Origin of the sequence: Trabulsiella odontotermitis, from assembly GCF_001297775.1 — a bacterium.
Lineage (GTDB): Bacteria > Pseudomonadota > Gammaproteobacteria > Enterobacterales > Enterobacteriaceae > Trabulsiella > Trabulsiella odontotermitis.
In genome coordinates, this window is record NZ_LIFX01000001.1 from 354292 (window position 1) to 373879 (window position 19588).

19 protein-coding genes are annotated in these 19588 nt (G+C 53.3%); 1 reads left to right on the plus strand and 18 read right to left on the minus strand.

The window, feature by feature from the left end; all coding sequences use genetic code 11:
• Positions 1 to 37 precede the first annotated feature (37 nt).
• The 18 genes from pstA to asnC all read right to left on the minus strand — a co-directional run bounded on the left by pstA (position 38) and on the right by asnC (position 18442).
• Entirely contained in the window at positions 38 to 928 is an 891-nt protein-coding gene (gene pstA, locus AOY23_RS01650) for a phosphate ABC transporter permease PstA (protein WP_054178108.1), read from the minus strand.
• The gene (gene pstC / locus AOY23_RS01655; protein ID WP_038161302.1) at positions 928 to 1887 is read right to left on the minus strand and encodes a phosphate ABC transporter permease PstC; all 960 of its coding nucleotides are present in this window, start codon (positions 1885 to 1887) and stop codon (positions 928 to 930) included. The genes pstA and pstC overlap by 1 nt, the downstream gene beginning before the upstream one ends.
• Positions 1888 to 1969: 82 nt before the next feature.
• Positions 1970 to 3010, minus strand: a complete 1041-nt coding sequence (pstS, locus tag AOY23_RS01660; protein ID WP_054178109.1) for a phosphate ABC transporter substrate-binding protein PstS — start codon at positions 3008 to 3010, stop codon at positions 1970 to 1972.
• A 292-nt stretch (positions 3011 to 3302) separates the two neighbouring features.
• A complete protein-coding gene (gene glmS / locus AOY23_RS01665; RefSeq protein ID WP_054178110.1) occupies positions 3303 to 5132 on the minus strand; it encodes a glutamine--fructose-6-phosphate transaminase (isomerizing) in 1830 nt (609 codons plus the stop codon).
• 193 nt (positions 5133 to 5325) lie between these two features.
• Positions 5326 to 6696: a bifunctional UDP-N-acetylglucosamine diphosphorylase/glucosamine-1-phosphate N-acetyltransferase GlmU gene (gene glmU, locus AOY23_RS01670; RefSeq protein ID WP_054178111.1), complete on the minus strand. Its 1371-nt coding sequence runs from the start codon at positions 6694 to 6696 to the stop codon at positions 5326 to 5328.
• A gap of 292 nt (positions 6697 to 6988) precedes the next feature.
• Complete coding sequence (locus tag AOY23_RS01680; protein WP_049848769.1) at positions 6989 to 7408, minus strand: F0F1 ATP synthase subunit epsilon; 420 nt, start codon at positions 7406 to 7408, stop codon at positions 6989 to 6991.
• A 20-nt stretch (positions 7409 to 7428) separates the two neighbouring features.
• A complete protein-coding gene (gene atpD / locus AOY23_RS01685) occupies positions 7429 to 8811 on the minus strand; it encodes a F0F1 ATP synthase subunit beta (RefSeq protein ID WP_054178113.1) in 1383 nt (460 codons plus the stop codon).
• Positions 8812 to 8837: 26 nt separating this feature from the next.
• Positions 8838 to 9701 carry a F0F1 ATP synthase subunit gamma gene (gene atpG, locus AOY23_RS01690; RefSeq protein WP_054178114.1) on the minus strand — a complete coding sequence of 288 codons (864 nt, stop codon included), beginning with the start codon at positions 9699 to 9701 and terminating at the stop codon, positions 8838 to 8840.
• A 50-nt stretch (positions 9702 to 9751) separates the two neighbouring features.
• On the minus strand, positions 9752 to 11293 hold the full coding sequence (atpA, locus tag AOY23_RS01695; protein ID WP_038161316.1) for a F0F1 ATP synthase subunit alpha: 1542 nt from the start codon (positions 11291 to 11293) through the stop codon (positions 9752 to 9754).
• Between the two features lie 12 nt (positions 11294 to 11305).
• Positions 11306 to 11839, minus strand: a complete 534-nt coding sequence (gene atpH / locus AOY23_RS01700; RefSeq protein WP_054178115.1) for a F0F1 ATP synthase subunit delta — start codon at positions 11837 to 11839, stop codon at positions 11306 to 11308.
• 14 nt (positions 11840 to 11853) lie between these two features.
• Complete coding sequence (gene atpF / locus AOY23_RS01705; protein WP_038161321.1) at positions 11854 to 12324, minus strand: F0F1 ATP synthase subunit B; 471 nt, start codon at positions 12322 to 12324, stop codon at positions 11854 to 11856.
• Positions 12325 to 12381: 57 nt separating this feature from the next.
• On the minus strand, positions 12382 to 12621 hold the full coding sequence (atpE, locus tag AOY23_RS01710) for a F0F1 ATP synthase subunit C (protein ID WP_000429386.1): 240 nt from the start codon (positions 12619 to 12621) through the stop codon (positions 12382 to 12384).
• Positions 12622 to 12669: 48 nt separating this feature from the next.
• Positions 12670 to 13485, minus strand: coding sequence for a F0F1 ATP synthase subunit A (gene atpB, locus AOY23_RS01715; protein ID WP_049848775.1), 816 nt, complete (start codon positions 13483 to 13485; stop codon positions 12670 to 12672).
• An 8-nt stretch (positions 13486 to 13493) separates the two neighbouring features.
• The gene (atpI, locus tag AOY23_RS01720; RefSeq protein ID WP_054178116.1) at positions 13494 to 13874 is read right to left on the minus strand and encodes a F0F1 ATP synthase subunit I; all 381 of its coding nucleotides are present in this window, start codon (positions 13872 to 13874) and stop codon (positions 13494 to 13496) included.
• 614 nt (positions 13875 to 14488) lie between these two features.
• A complete protein-coding gene (gene rsmG, locus AOY23_RS01725) occupies positions 14489 to 15112 on the minus strand; it encodes a 16S rRNA (guanine(527)-N(7))-methyltransferase RsmG (protein WP_054178117.1) in 624 nt (207 codons plus the stop codon).
• Positions 15113 to 15180: 68 nt separating this feature from the next.
• Complete coding sequence (mnmG, locus tag AOY23_RS01730) at positions 15181 to 17070, minus strand: tRNA uridine-5-carboxymethylaminomethyl(34) synthesis enzyme MnmG (RefSeq protein WP_054178118.1); 1890 nt, start codon at positions 17068 to 17070, stop codon at positions 15181 to 15183.
• A gap of 379 nt (positions 17071 to 17449) precedes the next feature.
• Positions 17450 to 17893, minus strand: coding sequence for an FMN-binding protein MioC (gene mioC / locus AOY23_RS01740; RefSeq protein ID WP_054178120.1), 444 nt, complete (start codon positions 17891 to 17893; stop codon positions 17450 to 17452).
• A 90-nt stretch (positions 17894 to 17983) separates the two neighbouring features.
• On the minus strand, positions 17984 to 18442 hold the full coding sequence (gene asnC, locus AOY23_RS01745) for a transcriptional regulator AsnC (RefSeq protein WP_013368348.1): 459 nt from the start codon (positions 18440 to 18442) through the stop codon (positions 17984 to 17986).
• Between the two features lie 150 nt (positions 18443 to 18592).
• Here asnC and asnA point away from each other — a divergent pair, with 150 nt between their 5' ends.
• Positions 18593 to 19585 carry an aspartate--ammonia ligase gene (asnA, locus tag AOY23_RS01750; protein WP_054178121.1) on the plus strand — a complete coding sequence of 331 codons (993 nt, stop codon included), beginning with the start codon at positions 18593 to 18595 and terminating at the stop codon, positions 19583 to 19585.
• The last annotated feature ends 3 nt before the right edge of the window (positions 19586 to 19588 follow it).

Sequence of the window (19588 nt, forward strand, 5' to 3'; positions counted from 1 at the left end):
CCTTATCCGGCGCCGTTGCGTAACCGCGCCGTAAATATTAACCGTGTTTACTCTTGGCAAAAATGATGCGCGCCAGAATGTTCAGCAACAGGACGCAAAGGGTGATGATTAATACCCCGGCCCAGGCCAGTTGCTGCCATTCAGCAAACGGGCTCATCGCAAATTTGAAAATGGTCACCGGCAGGTTGGCGATAGGCTGCATCATGTCGGTGCTCCAGAACTGGTTGGAGAGCGCAGTGAACAGCAGCGGCGCCGTTTCCCCGGCGATACGCGCCACCGCCAGCAACACGCCGGTCAGGATACCGGAAACGGACGCTTTCACCGTGATGGCGGAAATCATCTTCCATTTCGGCGTTCCCAGCGCATAAGCGGCTTCACGCAGGCTGTCCGGGACCAGTTTTAACATGTTCTCGGTGGTTCGAATGACAATCGGTACCTGCAGCAACGCCAGTGCAATCACCCCGGCCCAACCGGAGAAGTGCTCCATTTTGGCCACCACGATGGTGTAAACGAACAGACCGACCACAATGGATGGCGCGGAGAGCAGGATATCGTTAATGAAACGAATAAACTCCGCCAGCAGGGATTTACGGCCATATTCCGCCAGGTAAATGCCCGCCAGAATGCCCAGTGGCGTACCAAAGACCGTTGCCCAGAGAATTAACAGCCCGCTGCCTGCCAGGGCGTTCGCCAGACCACCACCCGCCGTATTCGGCGGCGGCGTCATTTCAGTGAACAGCGCCAGCGACATGCCGTCAAAACCGCGGGATACGGTCGAGACAAGGATCCAGATAAGCCAGAACAGGCCGAACGCCATGGTCGCCATTGACAGCGTCAGGGCGATACGGTTTTTCATGCGGCGGCGAGCCTGCATTTTGCGGCGGGATTCCGCCAGTTCAGCGGTCGTTTGCATTTCAAGAGTCGCCATTAACGCGCCCCCTCGTTTTTCGCCAGTCGCAGGATCATAAATTTCGAGGCAGCCAGAACGATGAAGGTGATGACAAACAGAATCAGACCCAGTTCCATCAACGCGGCAACGTGCAGGCCGGATTCCGCTTCAGCGAATTCGTTCGCCAGCGCCGAGGTAATGCTGTTACCCGGCATATACAACGAGGCGCTGTCGAGCTGGTAGGTATTACCGATGATAAAGGTCACCGCCATGGTTTCACCCAGCGCGCGGCCCAGGCCGAGCATAATGCCGCCGATAACCCCGTTCTTGGTGAACGGCAGGACGATGCGCCAGATCACTTCCCACGTCGTACAGCCAATGCCGTACGCGGACTCTTTCATCATGACCGGCGTCTGTTCAAACACATCGCGCATTACTGCTGCAATGTAGGGGATGATCATGATAGCGAGGATCACGCCAGCGGCCAGAATACCAATACCGAATGCCGGGCCGGAGAACAGCGCACCTACAAACGGAATACTGGAAAGCACATTGCCGACCGGCTCCTGGAAGTACGTTGCGAACAGTGGCGCGAAAATAAACAGCCCCCACATGCCGTAAACGATACTTGGAATCGCCGCTAACAGTTCAATAGCAATACCCAGCGGGCGTTTCAGCCAGGCCGGGGCGAGTTCCGTCAGGAACAGTGCGATGCCGAAGCTCACCGGAACGGCGATCAGCAGCGCGATAAAGGAGGTGACCAGCGTACCGTAGATGGGTACCAGCGCACCGAAGATGTCGTTTGGCGCATCCCACTCTTTGGTCCACAGAAACGAGAAGCCAAATTTCTGAATGCTTGGCCAGGAGGAGATGATCAGGGAAACGATGATGCCACCCAGCATCAATAGCACAATCAGCGCAGCCAGTTTTACCAGCGCACTGAATATCATGTCACCCTGTTTACCCGGTGGGTTAAAAGCAGGCTTGGTTGCAGCCATAAGTTACTCTTCAGTTATTTACATCTTACGAAACAGGCGATGAGCACCTGCGCTCACCGCCATCTTCGTCAAAAAGATCCTGTTAGTACAGCGCTTTACCGCTGCTGTCTTTTACGTTGGTCTTCCATGCGGCACGAACCTGCTCAACCACGCTGTCCGGCAGGGTTGCATAATCCAGTGCATTGGCTTCTTTTCCACCGTTCTTGTACGCCCAGTCGAAGAATTTCAGCACTTCAGCGCCCTGCTCAGCATTTTTCTGCTCTTTGTGCACCAGGATGAACGTAGTGGAGGTGATTGGCCACACGTCCGCTCCTTTCTGGTTGGTCAGGTCCTGAGCGAAAGACTTGCTCCAGTCGATGCCTTTAGCGGCATTAGAGAAGCTTTCTTCAGTCGGGCTGACATCCGCGCCATCAGCAGATTTCAGTTTGGTATAGGTCAGGTTGTTCTGCTTAGCGTAAGCATATTCAACATAACCGATAGAGCCCGGCAGACGCTGTACGAAGGCGGCGATGCCGTCGTTGCCTTTACCGCCCAGACCTGTCGGCCAGTTAACCGTTGAGCCAGCACCGACTTTGGATTTCCACTCTTCGTTAACTTTCGCCAGGTAGCTGGTGAAAACGAAAGAGGTACCGGAACCATCAGCACGACGAACGACTGCGATATTCTGAGAAGGCAGTTTTTTGCCCGGGTTCAGCTTAGCAATCGCTTCGTCATCCCATTTTTTGATATTGCCGAGGTAGATATCCCCCAGGGTTTTACCGTCAAGCACCAGCTCGCCAGATTTGAAGCCAGGCAGATTTACTGCCAGCACCACGCCGCCGATCACGGTCGGGAACTGGAACAGCCCTTCCTGCTGTAATTTGTCATCCTTCAGCGGAGCGTCAGACGCACCGAAGTCAACGGTGTTTGCTGAAATTTGCTTAACGCCACCGGAGGAGCCGATACCCTGATAGTTGATTTTGTTACCCGTTTCTTTCTGGTAGGTATCAGCCCACTTGGCATACACCGGCGCAGGGAATGTTGCACCAGCGCCAGTCAGGCTTGCAGCTGCTCCAGCCGCGAAAGCGCTCATCGATAAGGTCGCGGCGACAACAGTTGCGACAGTGGTACGCATAACTTTCATAATGTCTCCTGCAAGATTTGTGTAAATCGTTGTTTAAGTGGCTACGATGAGCAAAATAGGACAAAGAGGTGACAGTTATATGTACGGTTTATGACAGTTTGATGACAGTGAAAAATTTCGTTTAGCGATAGATTAAAAATAGTTATTTTTCATATCGATAGCCGCCATTATGACCGCAATATGTCAGAAAGATTTTATTTCTGTGACACTGAAAAAGGTAGCTGAAGATGACAAATTGTCATAAAGGAAAGGCGGAAAAACGCCCCATTTATTGATATGGGGCGTTGTTTTATTACTCAACCGTGACTGATTTCGCCAGGTTACGCGGCTGGTCAACGTCGGTGCCTTTAATTAGCGCGACGTGATACGCCAACAGTTGCAGCGGCACGGTGTAGAAGATCGGTGCAATCACTTCTTCCACGTGCGGCATCTCAATGATGTGCATGTTGTCGCTGCTGGTGAAACCGGCATCGCGATCGGCGAAGACGTACAGATGACCGCCACGCGCACGCACTTCTTCGATGTTGGATTTCAGTTTTTCCAGCAGTTCGTTGTTAGGCGCCACAACGATAACCGGCATGTCGGCGTCGATCAGTGCCAGCGGACCGTGCTTGAGTTCGCCTGCGGCATACGCTTCCGCGTGGATATACGAGATCTCTTTCAGCTTCAGCGCGCCTTCCAGCGCGATTGGATACTGATCGCCACGGCCGAGGAACAGCGCGTGGTGCTTGTCAGAGAAATCTTCCGCCAGCGCTTCAATACGCTTGTCCTGCGACAGCATCTGTTCGATGCGGCTCGGCAGCGCCTGCAGACCATGAACGATGTCATGCTCAACGGCGGCATCCAGACCTTTCAGACGCGCCAGTTTCGCCACCAGCATCAGCAGAACCGTTAGCTGCGTGGTAAACGCTTTGGTGGAAGCCACGCCGATTTCGGTGCCTGCTTTGGTCATCAGCGCCAGATCGGATTCACGCACCAGCGAGGAGCCCGGCACGTTACAGATAGCCAGAGAGCCCAGATAACCCAGCTCTTTCGACAACCGCAGCGCTGCCAGCGTATCCGCCGTTTCGCCGGATTGCGACAGGGTGATCATCAGACTGTTGCGGCGCACCGCGGATTTGCGATAGCGGAATTCAGAGGCGATTTCCACGTCGCACGGCACGCCAGCCAGCGATTCAAACCAGTAACGGGAAACCATCCCGGAGTTGTACGACGTACCACAGGCGACAATCTGGATATGCTCGACCTGAGCCAGCATCTCGTTGGCGTTCGCGCCCAGTTCGCTTAAATCAACTTCACCATGGCTGATGCGGCCAGTCAGGGTGTTTTTGATGGCGTTCGGCTGTTCGTAGATCTCTTTCTGCATGTAGTGACGGTAGATGCCTTTGTCACCAGCGTCATACTGCAGGTTAGATTCGATGTCCGGGCGTTTAACCTGTGCGCCAGACTTGTCGAAGATGGTGATAGCGCGACGTGTAACCTCAGCAATATCGCCTTCTTCGAGGAAGATAAAGCGACGGGTCACCGGCAGCAGCGCCAGCTGGTCAGACGCAATAAAGTTTTCCCCCATGCCCAGACCAATCACCAGCGGGCTTCCCGAACGCGCTGCCAGCAGCGTGCCCGGATCACGGGTATCCATGATCACCGTACCGTAAGCACCACGCAGCTGCGGGATAGCGCGCAGCACGGCTTCACGCAACGTACCGCCCTGCTCAAGCTCCCAGTGAACGAGGTGAGCAATCACTTCGGTGTCAGTCTCGGAGGCAAAGACGTAGCCACGGGACTGCAGCAACTCGCGCAGCGGCTCGTGGTTTTCGATGATGCCGTTATGCACCACAACGATGTGTTCAGAAACATGCGGGTGCGCGTTTCCTTCCGACGGTTCGCCATGGGTTGCCCAGCGGGTGTGAGCAATACCTGTGCCGCCATGCAGCGGATGTTCTTCCGCCGCCTGGCTCAGCATCTGGACTTTACCGAGGCGGCGCAGGCGGGTCATATTCCCTTCTGCGTCAACGACGGCCAGACCGGCAGAGTCATAACCGCGGTATTCCAGACGACGTAATCCTTCGAGAAGGATTTCAGCAATATCACGCTGCGCAACTGCGCCAACAATTCCACACATAATGTTTTATTCCGAATTTAGGCATTACGCCTGCGTTGTCGCTGACCTGTTATTGCCCGTTTCCCGGGCGCCCCGAGCCTTGTAGAGAGTGGGGTTATATTTATGGGTACTGCCATTGGGGTGGGAAATTATGTTATTTCCTCACCCCTGTCTGCCGGATGGCGCTGACGCTTATCCGGCCTACAAAACCGTATTACTTCTTCTTCACCGGACGCTTCCAGCCCTGTTTGTGGACCTGCGGCACGCGGCTAAGCACTAATTCGTTGTCGTAGACATCGCGGGTCACGGTGGTTCCGGCTGCAATGGTGACGCCTTTTCCAATGGTCACAGGTGCCACCAGTTGCGTATCGGAGCCGACAAACACATCATCACCAATGATGGTTTTGAATTTGTTCGCGCCATCGTAGTTACAGGTGATGGTGCCCGCGCCGATATTCACGTTGTCGCCAATTTCCGCATCGCCGAGATAGCTCAGGTGACCGGCTTTTGAGCCTTTACCCAACCGCGCTTTTTTCATCTCGACAAAGTTACCCACGTGCGCGCCTTCCAGCAGCTCAGCACCCGGGCGCAGACGTGCGAACGGGCCAATGGTGCAGGCGGCTTCAAGGTGCGAATCTTCAACCACGCTGTAAGGGCTGATTTCGCAGTCGTCGCCGATCACGCTGTTTTTGATGACACAGCCAGTGCCGATTTTAACGCGATGACCCAACGTGACCTGGCCTTCCAGGATAACGTTAGTATCAATTTCCACATCTCGCCCGTGAATCAGCTCGCCGCGTAAATCGAAACGCGCCGGATCACGCAGCATGACGCCCGCCAGCAGCAGTTTTTCGGCCTGCTCGGACTGATAAATACGCTCAAGACGGGAAAGCTGGAGGCGATTGTTCACGCCGTCCGTTTCGCTGATGCGCGCCGGATGCACGGCGACAATCTCATGCCCTTCAGCATGCGCCATGGCGATGATATCGGTGATGTAATATTCACCCTGCGCGTTGTTGTTGTTGAGCTTCGACAGCCAGCGCTTCAGATCCGCACCACCAGCAATCAGGATACCGGTATTGATTTCCTGAATCTGACGCTGCGCGTCGCTGGCATCTTTATGCTCAACAATGCCCGTCACTTTGCCGTTTTCACGCGTGATACGGCCGTAGCCGCTGGGATCATCAAGCTTAACCGTCAACAAACCAATGCCGCCCTGCGGTTTTGCTTCACGCAGACGCTGAAGGGTATCGACGGAAATCAGCGGTACATCGCCGTAAAGCATCAGGATGTCTTCGTCATCGGCAAAGAACGGCGCGGCCTGCTGCATCGCATGCCCGGTGCCCAGCTGTTCCGCCTGCAACACCCAGTTCAGGTTATCTTCTTTCAGCGCTTGCTTAAGGAGATCTCCGCCGTGACCATAGACCAGATGCACCTGGCTGGCACCTAATTCATTAGCAGCATCAATGACATGCTGCACCATTGGCTTCCCGGCCAACGTGTGCAGCACTTTCGGAAGCTCGGAATACATGCGGGTTCCTTTGCCTGCGGCAAGGATCACCACGCTCATCGCACTGTTTGACATACGCATCCTGACAGTAATTTGAGTGGGAAGTAAAACCCTTTGGCGTTGAAATTTCTACATATTTTGCATCATGAAATGGGATGCAGAGAAAACGCGCAACACCCGGGTGTAAAACCAGTTTATGACGCCATTTTCAGCGATCGTACGCGGTTTTGTCTCGAAAAAAATCCCCGTAATCTGAAGATTAGCGCTTATGCTGCTGCTTTCACTGTTTTTTTGACGCCTGAATAAAGCAGGCATAAAAAAAGCCAGCCTGGAAACCAGACTGGCTTTTGAGACATTCAAGCCGGTGTCACATCGCTTTTTTGGTCAACTCGATAACGCGCAGTTTGGCGATCGCTTTGGCCAGTTCCGCAGACGCCTGAGCGTAATCCACGTCGCCGTGCGAGCTCTTAATGTGCTCTTCAGCCTTACGCTTCGATTCCATGGCTCTCGCTTCATCGAGATCCTGGCCACGAATCGCAGTATCAGCCAGAACGGTCACGGTGCCAGGCTGCACTTCAAGAATGCCGCCGGACAGATAGATAAACTCTTCATGACCGTGCTGTTTAACGATGCGGATCATACCAGGCTTAATGGCGGTGAGCAGCGGGGCGTGACCCGGGTAAATACCCAGTTCACCTTCGCTACCCGTTACCTGGATTTTCTCGACCAGCCCAGAGAACATTTTTGACTCTGCGCTGACGACGTCCAGGTGGTAAGTCATTGCCATATCACCCTCCGATTAAGGCGTTAAAGTTTTTTGGCTTTCTCGACGGCTTCTTCGATAGTGCCAACCATATAGAACGCCTGCTCCGGCAGATGATCGTATTCGCCTTCCATGATGCCTTTAAAGCCACGGATGGTGTCTTTCAGCGATACGAATTTACCCGGAGAACCGGTAAAGACTTCTGCTACGAAGAACGGCTGAGACAGGAAGCGCTGAATTTTACGCGCACGTGCCACGACCAGTTTATCTTCTTCGGACAGTTCATCCATACCCAGGATGGCGATGATGTCTTTCAGTTCCTGGTAACGCTGCAGGATAGACTGTACGCCACGCGCGGTGTCGTAGTGCTCCTGACCAACCACCAGCGGATCCAGCTGACGGCTGGTGGAATCCAGCGGGTCAACGGCCGGGTAGATACCCAGAGACGCGATCTGACGGCTCAGTACCACGGTAGCGTCAAGGTGCGCAAAGGTGGTGGCTGGTGACGGGTCAGTCAGGTCATCCGCAGGGACGTATACCGCCTGTACGGAGGTGATAGAACCGGTTTTGGTGGAGGTGATACGTTCCTGAAGAACACCCATCTCTTCCGCCAGCGTCGGCTGATAACCTACCGCTGAAGGCATACGACCCAGCAGTGCGGAGACTTCCGTACCGGCCAGGGTATAACGGTAGATGTTATCGACGAACAGCAGAACGTCACGACCTTCGTCACGGAATTTCTCAGCCATGGTCAGACCGGTCAGTGCAACGCGCAGACGGTTTCCCGGCGGCTCGTTCATCTGGCCATACACCAGGGATACTTTATCCAGAACGTTGGAGTCGGTCATTTCGTGGTAGAAGTCGTTACCCTCACGAGTACGTTCACCCACGCCCGCAAACACAGAGTAACCGGAGTGCTCGATCGCGATGTTACGGATGAGCTCCATCATGTTTACGGTTTTACCTACACCCGCACCACCGAACAGACCGACTTTACCGCCCTTCGCGAACGGGCAGATCAGGTCCATGACTTTGATACCGGTTTCCAGCAGTTCCTGAGAGCTGGACAGCTCTTCATAGGACGGTGCTGCGCGGTGGATAGCCCAACGCTCTTCTTCGCCGATGTCGCCTTTCATGTCGATCGGCTGACCCAGCACGTTCATGATACGACCCAGCGTTGCTTTACCTACCGGGACTTCGATCGGGTGCTCGAGGTCTTTAACGTCCAGACCACGACGCAGACCGTCGGAAGAACCCATGGCGATAGTACGTACGATACCACCACCGAGCTGCTGCTGAACTTCCAGCACCAGACTGTCACTACCATTCATAACCTCAAGAGCATCGTACACGCGCGGTACGGCATCCTGAGGGAATTCGACGTCCACTACGGCGCCGATTACCTGGACAATTTTTCCAGTAGCCATCTTGAATCCTCTACGAATTAACCTGGTTATACCGCGGCGGCCCCCGAGACGATCTCGGTGAGTTCCTGAGTAATGCTGGCCTGACGAGCTTTGTTGTATACCAACTGCAGCTCTTTAATCAGGCTGCCGCCATTGTCGGTTGCGGCTTTCATCGCCACCATACGTGCGGCCTGCTCGCTGGCCAGGTTTTCTACCACGCCCTGATAAACCTGAGATTCAACGTAACGGCGCAGCAAGGTATCCAGCAGCAGTTTCGGATCGGGTTCATACAGGTAATCCCAGGCTTTGTGTTTCAACTCTTCGTCTTCTGACGCCGGTAACGGCAGCATCTGAGTCAGGGTCGGAACCTGAGACATGGTGTTAATAAATTTGTTGCTGACAATGTACAGCCTGTCCAGACGGCCTTCATCATAGGCCTGCAACATCACTTTTACCGGGCCGATCAGTTCGGACAGAGACGGGTTATCCCCCATGCCTGTCACCTGGGCGACAATATTGCCACCAACGGAATTAAAGAAAGAAACGCCCTTGGAGCCGATCATCGCGATATCGCTCTGAACGCCTTTGTCGGACCAGGCTTTCATATCCGCCAACAGCTTTTTGAACAGGTTAATGTTCAAGCCGCCGCACAGACCACGGTCGGTAGACACCACCAGGTAGCCCACGCGTTTAACGTCGCGTTCTTCCAGGTAAGGGTGCTTATATTCCAGATTACCGTGCGCAAGGTGACCAATCACTTTGCGCATGGTATCTGCATAAGGACGGCTGGACGCCATGCGATCCTGCGATTTACGCATTTTGGAAGCGGCGACCATCTCCATCGCTTTAGTGATCTTCTGCGTGTTCTGGACGCTTGCGATCTTACTACGTATCTCTTTTGCGCCGGCCATGAGCTTCTCCTCAATGCCTTGCGGCCTGCCCTAAGACAAGCCGCCGGACGTTACCAGGTCTGGGTTGCTTTGAAGGAATCGAGGATGCCTTTCAGCTTGCCTTCGATTTCGTCGTTATAGCCACCGGACTGGTTGATCTCTTGCATCAGCGGAGCGTGATCACGGTCGACGTAAGCCAGCAGAGCGGCTTCGAAGCTACCGATTTTCGCCAGTTCCACATCTTCGAGGTAACCGCGTTCAGCTGCGAACAGCACCACACCCTGTTGAGCAACAGACATAGGGGCATACTGTTTCTGTTTCAGCAGCTCGGTCACTTTCTGACCGTGGCTCAGCTGTTTACGGGTTGCTTCATCCAGATCGGATGCAAACTGAGAGAACGCTGCCAGTTCACGATACTGCGCCAGCGCGGTACGGATACCACCGGACAGTTTCTTGATGATCTTGGTCTGCGCTGCACCACCCACACGGGATACGGAGATACCCGGGTTAACCGCTGGACGAATACCGGAGTTAAACAGGTTAGTTTCGAGGAAGATCTGACCATCGGTAATGGAGATTACGTTGGTCGGAACGAACGCAGAAACGTCACCCGCCTGAGTTTCGATAATCGGCAGCGCGGTCAGGGAGCCGGTTTTACCTTTCACTTCACCTTTGGTGAAGTTCTCAACGTATTCCGCGTTAACGCGGGATGCGCGCTCCAGCAGACGGGAGTGGAGGTAAAATACGTCGCCCGGGAATGCTTCACGTCCTGGCGGACGACGGAGCAGCAGGGAAACCTGACGGTAAGCAACAGCCTGTTTAGACAGATCATCGTAAACGATCAGCGCATCTTCACCGCGGTCACGGAAGTATTCGCCCATGGCGCAACCGGCGTATGGCGCCAGGTATTGCAGTGCGGCGGATTCAGACGCGGTCGCCACCACAACGATGGTGTTGGACAGTGCGCCGTGCTCTTCCAGTTTACGAACCACGTTAGAAATGGTGGACGCTTTCTGGCCGATAGCCACGTACACACATTTGATGCCGGAGTCACGCTGGTTGATGATGGCGTCGATAGCCATCGCGGTTTTACCGGTCTGACGGTCACCGATGATCAATTCACGCTGACCACGACCGATTGGGATCATGGCGTCAACGGATTTATAACCGGTCTGTACCGGCTGATCGACGGACTGACGGTCGATAACGCCCGGGGCGATAACTTCGATTGGTGAGAAGCCATCGTGCTCAACCGGACCTTTACCGTCGATTGGCGCGCCCAGGGTGTTAACCACACGGCCCAGCAGGCCACGGCCAACCGGAACTTCCAGAATACGGCCAGTACATTTAACCTTCATGCCTTCGGCGAGGTCAGCGTACGGACCCATCACAACCGCACCTACAGAGTCACGCTCGAGGTTCAGTGCGATAGCGTAACGGTTTCCCGGCAGGGAAATCATTTCACCCTGCATACAATCGGCCAGGCCGTGAATGCGGATAACACCGTCACTTACAGAAACAATAGTACCTTCGTTGTGAGCTTCACTCACAACATTGAACTGAGCAATGCGCTGCTTGATCAGTTCGCTGATTTCGGTGGAATTCAGTTGCATGCTCCAGTCCCCTTAAGACTGCAAGACGTCTGCAAGGCGCTCAAGACGGCCGCGTACGCTGCCATCAATGACCATATCACCCGAACGGATGATAACGCCTGCCATTACAGACTTATCGATTTTGCAATTCAGCTTAACTTTGCGTGACAGACGTTTTTCCATCGCACCGGTGATCTTTGAAAGCTGCTCTTCACTTAGCTGAGAGGCAGAAGTGACTTCTACCTCGGCGATCGCCTCACTGGCGGCGCGCAGGTGAATAAACTGTTCAAGAACATCCGGGAGCGTGCTGATACGACCGTTTTCCGCCATCACCTGAATCAGGTTCTGGCCGTATTCGTCCAGCTGCTCACCACACACGGCGATGAACGACTTAGCGAGCGTTTCCGGCGCCAGAGCGCCAGACAGAAGCTCTGCCATCTGTTCGTTCTTAGTCACTTCAGCGGCAAACGCCAGCATGTCCTGCCAGCGTTGAACGCTCTGGTGTTCGACGGCAAAGTCAAAAGCTGCTTTGGCGTAGGGGCGAGCTACCGTTACAAATTCAGACATCAGCCCCTCCCTCCTTACAGTTCAGCGACAAGTTTATCCACGATGTCGCTGTTAGCAGCTTCATCCACGGAACGTTCGATGATCTTCTCGGCGCCAGCAACAGCCAGGATAGCGACCTGCTTACGCAGTTCTTCGCGAGCACGTTTACGTTCGGCTTCAATTTCAGCCTGCGCCTGTGCGACGATTTTAGTGCGTTCCTGTTCTGCTTCAGCTTTCGCTTCGTCCAGGATCTGAGCACGTCGCTTGTTAGCTTGCTCGATGATCACCTGGGACTCCGCTTTCGCTTTTTTCAGCTGGTCGGTCGCGTTGGCCTGTGCAAGGTCCAAATCTTTCTTAGCGCGTTCTGCAGAAGCAAGGCCGTCAGCAATTTCTTTTTGACGTTTTTCGATGGCAGCCATTAACGGCGGCCATACATACTTCATGCAGAACCATACAAAGAGAACAAACGCGATGGCCTGGCCGAGGATTGTTGCGTTCATGTTCACAGCACAATACCTCTTAAAATTTTACGACTGTGGATTAGGGTTATCCCGTACAACTTACTACGCGACGGCAAACATCACGTACAGACCCAGACCTACAGCGATCATCGGGATTGCGTCCACCAGACCCATAACGATAAAGAACTGAGTACGCAGCAGAGGAATCAGATCCGGCTGACGCGCCGCGCCTTCCAGGAATTTGCCCCCGAGGATGCCGATACCGATCGCAGCACCGATTGCCGCCAGACCCATCATCACAGCGGCAGCCATGTACAGCAGATCCATATTCAGGTTTTCCATGACAGTCTCCAGTTTGTTTCAATTAAAACGTAGTAGTGTTGTTAAAAATCAATGCTCTTCAGACGCCATCGACAGATAGACGATCGTCAGAACCATGAAGATAAAGGCTTGCAGTGTGATAATCAGGATGTGGAAAATGGCCCATGGCACATTAAGGATCCACTGTGACCACCACGGCAACAGACCCGCTATCAGAATGAAAATCAGCTCACCCGCATACATGTTACCGAACAGTCGCAGACCGAGTGAAACCGGTTTGGACAGCAAGCTAACACCTTCAAGGATTAAGTTGACAGGGATGAATGCCCAGTGATTGAACGGCTGAAGCGTCAGTTCTTTGACGAACCCGCCCACGCCTTTCATTTTGATGCTGTAGAACAGAATCAGGATAAATACGCCCAGCGCCATAGACAGGGTGATGTTCACGTCAGCAGACGGAACAACGCGCAGCGCAGGCAGACCCAGCACATGCTCACCGATGTAGGGGATCATATCGATAGGCAGCAGATCCATCAGGTTCATCAGGAACACCCAGACGAACACCGTCAGGGCCAGTGGTGCAATGAGTTTGCTCTTGCCATGGTACATGTCTTTGACGCTGCCATGCACAAAGCCGATGATCATCTCAATTGCGGTCTGAAATTTACCCGGGACGCCACTGGTCGCCTTTTTGGCCACGCTGCGGAACATCGCCAGGAACAACAGACCCAGAACCACCGAGAAAAACATGGAGTCAATATTGAGCGTCCAGAAGGTGGCTGGGGGGTTATGCGGATCCACCAGCGAGAATGTACGCAGATCGATCTGAAGGTTGTTCAGATGGTGACCTATGTAATCCTGCGGCGTCATATTTTCAGAAGCCATGATGCCTTTTACCCTTTGTTGTTAATTACAGCGGGTGCCAGTATCTGAACCACCAGCACCAAAACCCACGTAACGATGAGCGGCAAAAAAACCGCCTTAAAAACCGCCAACGCCACCACCAGCAGAGCCAGCATTGCTAACACCTTGAACGCCTCGCCGAAGGCAAATGTCCAGGACACGCGTCCCTTAGCAGGTGTATGCGCCTGGTGACGCCAGGCAAAAATCATGAACAACATATTAGGCAGTAATACTGCCATACCGCCACATAGAGCGGAAATGCCCCAGAAGGGGTCTTTGAGGCAAAACAGCAATCCACTTGCCATTAGTACCATAAGCTGAATGAACAGAAGCCTACGAGCAACGTTTCGACTTACGAGCGACACAGACATCACGTTCTACTCCTGCTCCTTACGAGGTATGCCGCGTGTCGTATAAAACGTCCTTTGAGACTTCGAGTCAAGCATCAAAAAGCGGACAAATTATACGGTGCGTACCGGTGATTTCAAACAATAAGTAGCTAAAAGGTGAATAAATGTTTAAACATTTTTCTGGCGGGCTATTTTCCAGAATTTCACCAAACTGTGAACGATCAGACAAATCTGCAAATAACGCGAAATCACTGGTAATAAAGCGTGGCACAGATCACATAATAAAAATAACGGTTTTCATCGAAATAAAACTGTACGAAAAATAGCTTTATTCATCCGTTTGAAATCTAAGCTAAAATTGCACAACTGTTTTCAAAAAAGGCATATACAGATTAAAAACCAACAATTGACATTTTTAATAACTAATTAACAGTCACAAGTCGTTCATAGAACGCATTTTTAGCAGACTGATATTTTCATCTGTAACTATTTTTTCTGTTATCAAATAACATGTCGTTATGAACAAGAAAACACATAGTAAATGAGTGGTTAAATGTAACCGAATGTTCCACCGTTTTGTCCCCCCTTTGTTAACATTACGCAGGGGCTAATTTTTCTAATTTTTTTGATAAAAATTAAATTTTGTTATGTTTTAACAGCACAAGATGACGCTCGCCATCCAGCTCAGGCACCTGCAGTTTGATGATATTTTCAACAGCAAAACCTGCGGGTAACTGGGCGATTTCATCGTCCGGGACATGACCTTTCAGCGCATAAAAACGCCCTGACGGCGCCGGTAAATGCTGGCACCAGCTCACCATATCGTTCAGCGATGCAAAAGCACGGCTAATGACACCGTCGAACGGCGGCTCTGCCGGGAATGCTTCCACGCGGCTTTGAACCGGCGTCACGTTGTCGAGCTTCAGTTCGTGTTGCACCTGGCGCAGAAAACGCACGCGTTTGCCAAGACTGTCCAGCAATGTGAAATGCGAGTCAGGCAGCACAATGGCGAGCGGAATGCCCGGTAATCCTGGTCCGGTACCGACATCGATGAAACGCGAACCCTGCAGGTGCGGCGCCACAACAACGCTGTCGAGGATATGACGCACCAGCATCTCGTTCGGATCGCGTACGGAAGTCAGGTTATACGCTTTGTTCCATTTGTTGAGCAGTTCGACGTAAGCCACCAGCTGCGTTTGCTGGTGATCGGACAACGAAATGCCTGCTTCATCGAGCAGACGAGAGAGTTTTTTTAGCACGGTGATTACCTGTTAAAACAGAATTCAGAAACCCGGCAGACACAGCGCCGCCGGGAAAAATAGAATGATCAGGCGCTACGGCGCAGCATACCTTGTTTTTTCAGCCATACCAGCAGGATCGAGATGGCTGCGGGGGTTATACCTGAAATTCGTGACGCCTGCCCGATTGAAGCCGGTTTGTGATCGTTCAGTTTGGCGATCACTTCGTTAGACAGCCCGCTTACCTGGCGATAATCAAGCGTTGCCGGCAGCAGCGTGTTTTCGTTGCGCTGCTGTTTTTCTATCTCATCCTGCTGGCGAGCGATGTAACCTTCGTATTTCACCTGGATCTCAACCTGCTCTGCGGCCTGAGCGTCATCCAGACCCGGCGCAAACGGCGACAACTGCACCAGCTGGCCGTAGGTCATTTCCGGGCGACGCAGCAGATCTTCCCCGCTGGCTTCACGGGAGAGCGGCGCAGTAATGTGAGCATTCACTTCAGCGGCAGATTCCGCGGATGGATTGATCCAGGTGGTTTTCAGACGCTGACGTTCCCGTTCGATGCGTTCCAGTTTCTCATTGAAACGCGCCCAGCGGTCGTCATCCACCAGTCCCAGCTCGCGACCGATTTCGGTCAGACGCAGATCGGCGTTGTCTTCACGCAGCATCAGACGATATTCCGCGCGCGAGGTGAACATGCGGTACGGTTCTTTGGTGCCCAGCGTGCAGAGGTCATCCACCAGCACGCCCAGATAAGCCTGCGAACGGCCCGGCGCCCAGCCCTCTTTTTCGGCAGAGAAGCGGGCGGCGTTAAGACCAGCGAGCAGCCCCTGCGCAGCGGCTTCTTCGTAACCGGTGGTGCCGTTGATCTGTCCGGCAAAGAACAGGCCTTCGATAAATTTGCTTTCCAGCGTCGGTTTCAGGTCACGCGGATCGAAGAAATCGTACTCAATGGCGTAACCCGGACGCACAATGCGCGCGTTTTCCATACCCTGCATCGAACGGACAATCTGCATCTGCACATCAAACGGCAGGCTGGTGGAGATCCCGTTCGGGTAAATTTCGTTAGAAGTCAGTCCTTCCGGCTCGAGGAAGATCTGGTGCTGGTTGCGATCGGCAAAGCGCATGACTTTGTCTTCGATCGACGGGCAGTAACGCGGACCGATCCCTTCGATCACACCGGCATACATCGGGCTGCGGTCGAGGTTATTGCGGATCACGTCGTGCGTTTTCTCATTGGTGTGCGTGATATAGCACGGCACCTGGCGCGGGTGTTGATCCGCTGATCCCATGAACGAGAATACCGGCATCGGGTTGTCGCCATGTTGCTGCGCGAGCACGCTGAAATCGATGGTGCGGGCATCAATACGCGGTGGAGTTCCGGTTTTCAGGCGGTTTACCCGCAACGGCAGTTCACGCAGACGGCGTGAAAGTGAAATAGACGGCGGATCACCCGCGCGACCGCCGCTGTAGTTATCCAGACCGATATGAATTTTGCCGTCAAGGAACGTGCCCACGGTCAGTACAACCGCTTTCGCGCGGAACTTCAGCCCCATCTGGGTAACGGCGCCGACGACCCGATCGTTTTCAACGATCAGATCTTCAACCGCCTGCTGGAAGATCATCAGGTTCGGCTGGTTTTCCAGCGCGGTACGCACCGCCTGGCGGTACAGTACGCGATCAGCCTGAGCGCGAGTGGCGCGAACCGCCGGGCCTTTGCTGGCGTTTAGTATCCTGAACTGAATACCGGCCTGATCGATGGCTTTTGCCATCAGACCACCGAGGGCGTCCACTTCTTTTACCAGATGTCCTTTCCCAATACCGCCGATCGCCGGGTTACAGCTCATTTGCCCCAGCGTATCGATATTGTGTGTCAAAAGCAGAGTCTGCTGACCCATACGCGCTGCGGCCATCGCGGCCTCAGTGCCTGCATGACCCCCGCCAATGATAATGACGTCAAAAGGATCCTGATAAAACATGTTTCCTGCCTCGCGGTGTCGCGGTTTGAAAATGGATTGGTGCCCGGGCCGTGGATTCTACTCAACTTTAGTCGATGGAGAAAGCACTGGGATCCTGGGTATTAAAAAGAAGATCTTTTTCTTTAGAGATCTGTTCTATTGTGATCTCTTATTAGGATCGACATCCTTTGTGGATAAGTCGGATCCTCCTTTCAGGATCAAGATATTACAAAGGATCATTCGCTGTGAATGATCGGTGATCCTGACCCGTATAAGCTGGGATCAAAATGAAGGGTTATACACAGGGCGAAAACTGACCAAACCTTATACTTTGGATAACTACCGGTTGATCCAAGCTTTTAACCAGAGTTATCCACATACGATCGCACGATCTGTTCATCTATTTGATCAAATTTATCCAGGATCCTGTCCATTCTTCAGCCGGATCTTCAGGAATGTCATGTTCAAGGATGTTGATCTTCAGCGTTTCGCCGACTTGTTTCGCGCCACAAGACAGAAGCAGGGCGTCAAGTTTGTCGATCGCACCGCAGAAGGTGTCATATTCACGGCTGCCTATACCGATCGCGCCAAAACGCACGGCAGACAAATCAGGCTTCTTCTCCTGCAGATCATCGTAGAACGGTTGCAGGTTGTCAGGGATATCCCCGGCGCCGTGCGTGGAGCTGATCAACAGCCAGAGACCGTTCGGCGTCAGATCCTCCAGCAGAGGGCCATGCAGCGTTTCGGTTGAAAAACCCGCGTCTTCCAGCTTTTCCGCCAGATGTTCCGCTACATATTCCGCACCACCCAGCGTGCTGCCGCTGATAAGCGTAATGTCCGCCATGATCGCCACTCCTTAATACAGAGTGGCGTATTGTACGCTGTGTGTGAGCTGGGATCTACCTGTGGAAAATGTGGGATTAATTCTGTGCGCTTACGGGCGGATCGTCCGCATAATCGGGTTCTGTAGGGAGATCAGCGTCTCTGTGGACTGAATTTCATCGATGGTTTGGATCTTGTTGATAAGTACCTGCTGCAGTGCGTCGATCGAACGGCACATCACCTTAATAAAGATGCTGTAATGACCGGTGGTGTAATACGCCTCGGTGACCTCATCCAGGCTTTCCAGTTTCGCCAGCGCCGAGGGATAATCCTTCGCACTTTTAAGAATGATGCCGATAAAACAGCAGACATCGTAGCCCAGTTGTTTTGGGCTGACGTCGATACGCGCGCCGGTGATGATCCCGGCCTGCTTCATTTTCTCTACGCGGACGTGGATGGTTCCCGGGCTGACCCCAAACTGTTTCGCCAGTTCTGCGTAAGCGGTGCGCGCATTGGCCATCAGCGCCTCAAGGATGCCGCGGTCCAGATTGTCGATCTGATAATTTTCCATAGGTTTTTCTTATGAAGATTGAGGATTGTGACAATTTTAGCCCACAATATTATTGAATCAAAAGTGATAAGCCAATTTTGTTTGTTGATTATTGAATTCCACTCCACTTTTGTTGCTTAATCAATAGCAACAGGACGCAGGAGTCAAAAAATGAAAACCGCTTATATCGCAAAACAACGTCAGATCAGTTTCGTAAAATCCCATTTTTCCCGCCAGCTGGAAGAAAAGCTTGGCCTGATCGAAGTTCAGGCGCCAATCTTAAGCCGCGTGGGCGACGGGACGCAGGATAACTTGTCTGGTTGCGAAAAAGCGGTGCAGGTGAAAGTGAAAACACTGCCAGACGCCCAGTTCGAAGTGGTTCATTCACTGGCGAAATGGAAACGTCAAACCCTCGGGCAACACGATTTCAGCGCAGGCGAAGGGCTGTACACGCACATGAAAGCCCTTCGTCCCGACGAAGACCGCCTCACCCCGATCCACTCTGTTTATGTCGATCAGTGGGACTGGGAACGCGTGATGAACGATGGCGAACGTCACACCGGTACGCTGAAAGCGACCGTGGAAGCCATCTGGCAGGGGATTAAAGCAACCGAAGCGGCAGTCAGCAAAGAGTTTGGTCTGAAGCCTTTCCTGCCGGAACAGATCCACTTCGTTCACAGCCAGGAGCTGCTCTCCCGCTTCCCGGGCCTGGACGCCAAAGGCCGCGAGCGCGCGATCGCCAAAGAGCTGGGCGCGGTTTTCCTGATTGGTATTGGCGGCAAGCTGAGCGACGGTCATCGTCACGATGTTCGCGCGCCGGATTATGATGACTGGAGTACGCCGGTCTCCGAAGGGTTTGCGGGCCTCAACGGTGATATTCTGGTCTGGAACCCGATGCTGGAAGATGCGTTCGAGCTTTCCTCTATGGGGATCCGCGTTGATGCCGAAACGCTGAAACGCCAGCTGGCGCTGACAGGGGATGAAGATCGCCTGAAACTCGAATGGCACCAGGCGCTGCTGCGTGGCGAAATGCCGCAGACGATCGGCGGTGGTATTGGTCAGTCTCGCCTTACGATGCTGTTGCTCCAGTTACCGCACATCGGTCAGGTGCAGTGTGGCGTATGGCCGCAGCAGGTCCGTGAGAGCGTCGGCGCGCTGCTTTAAGAA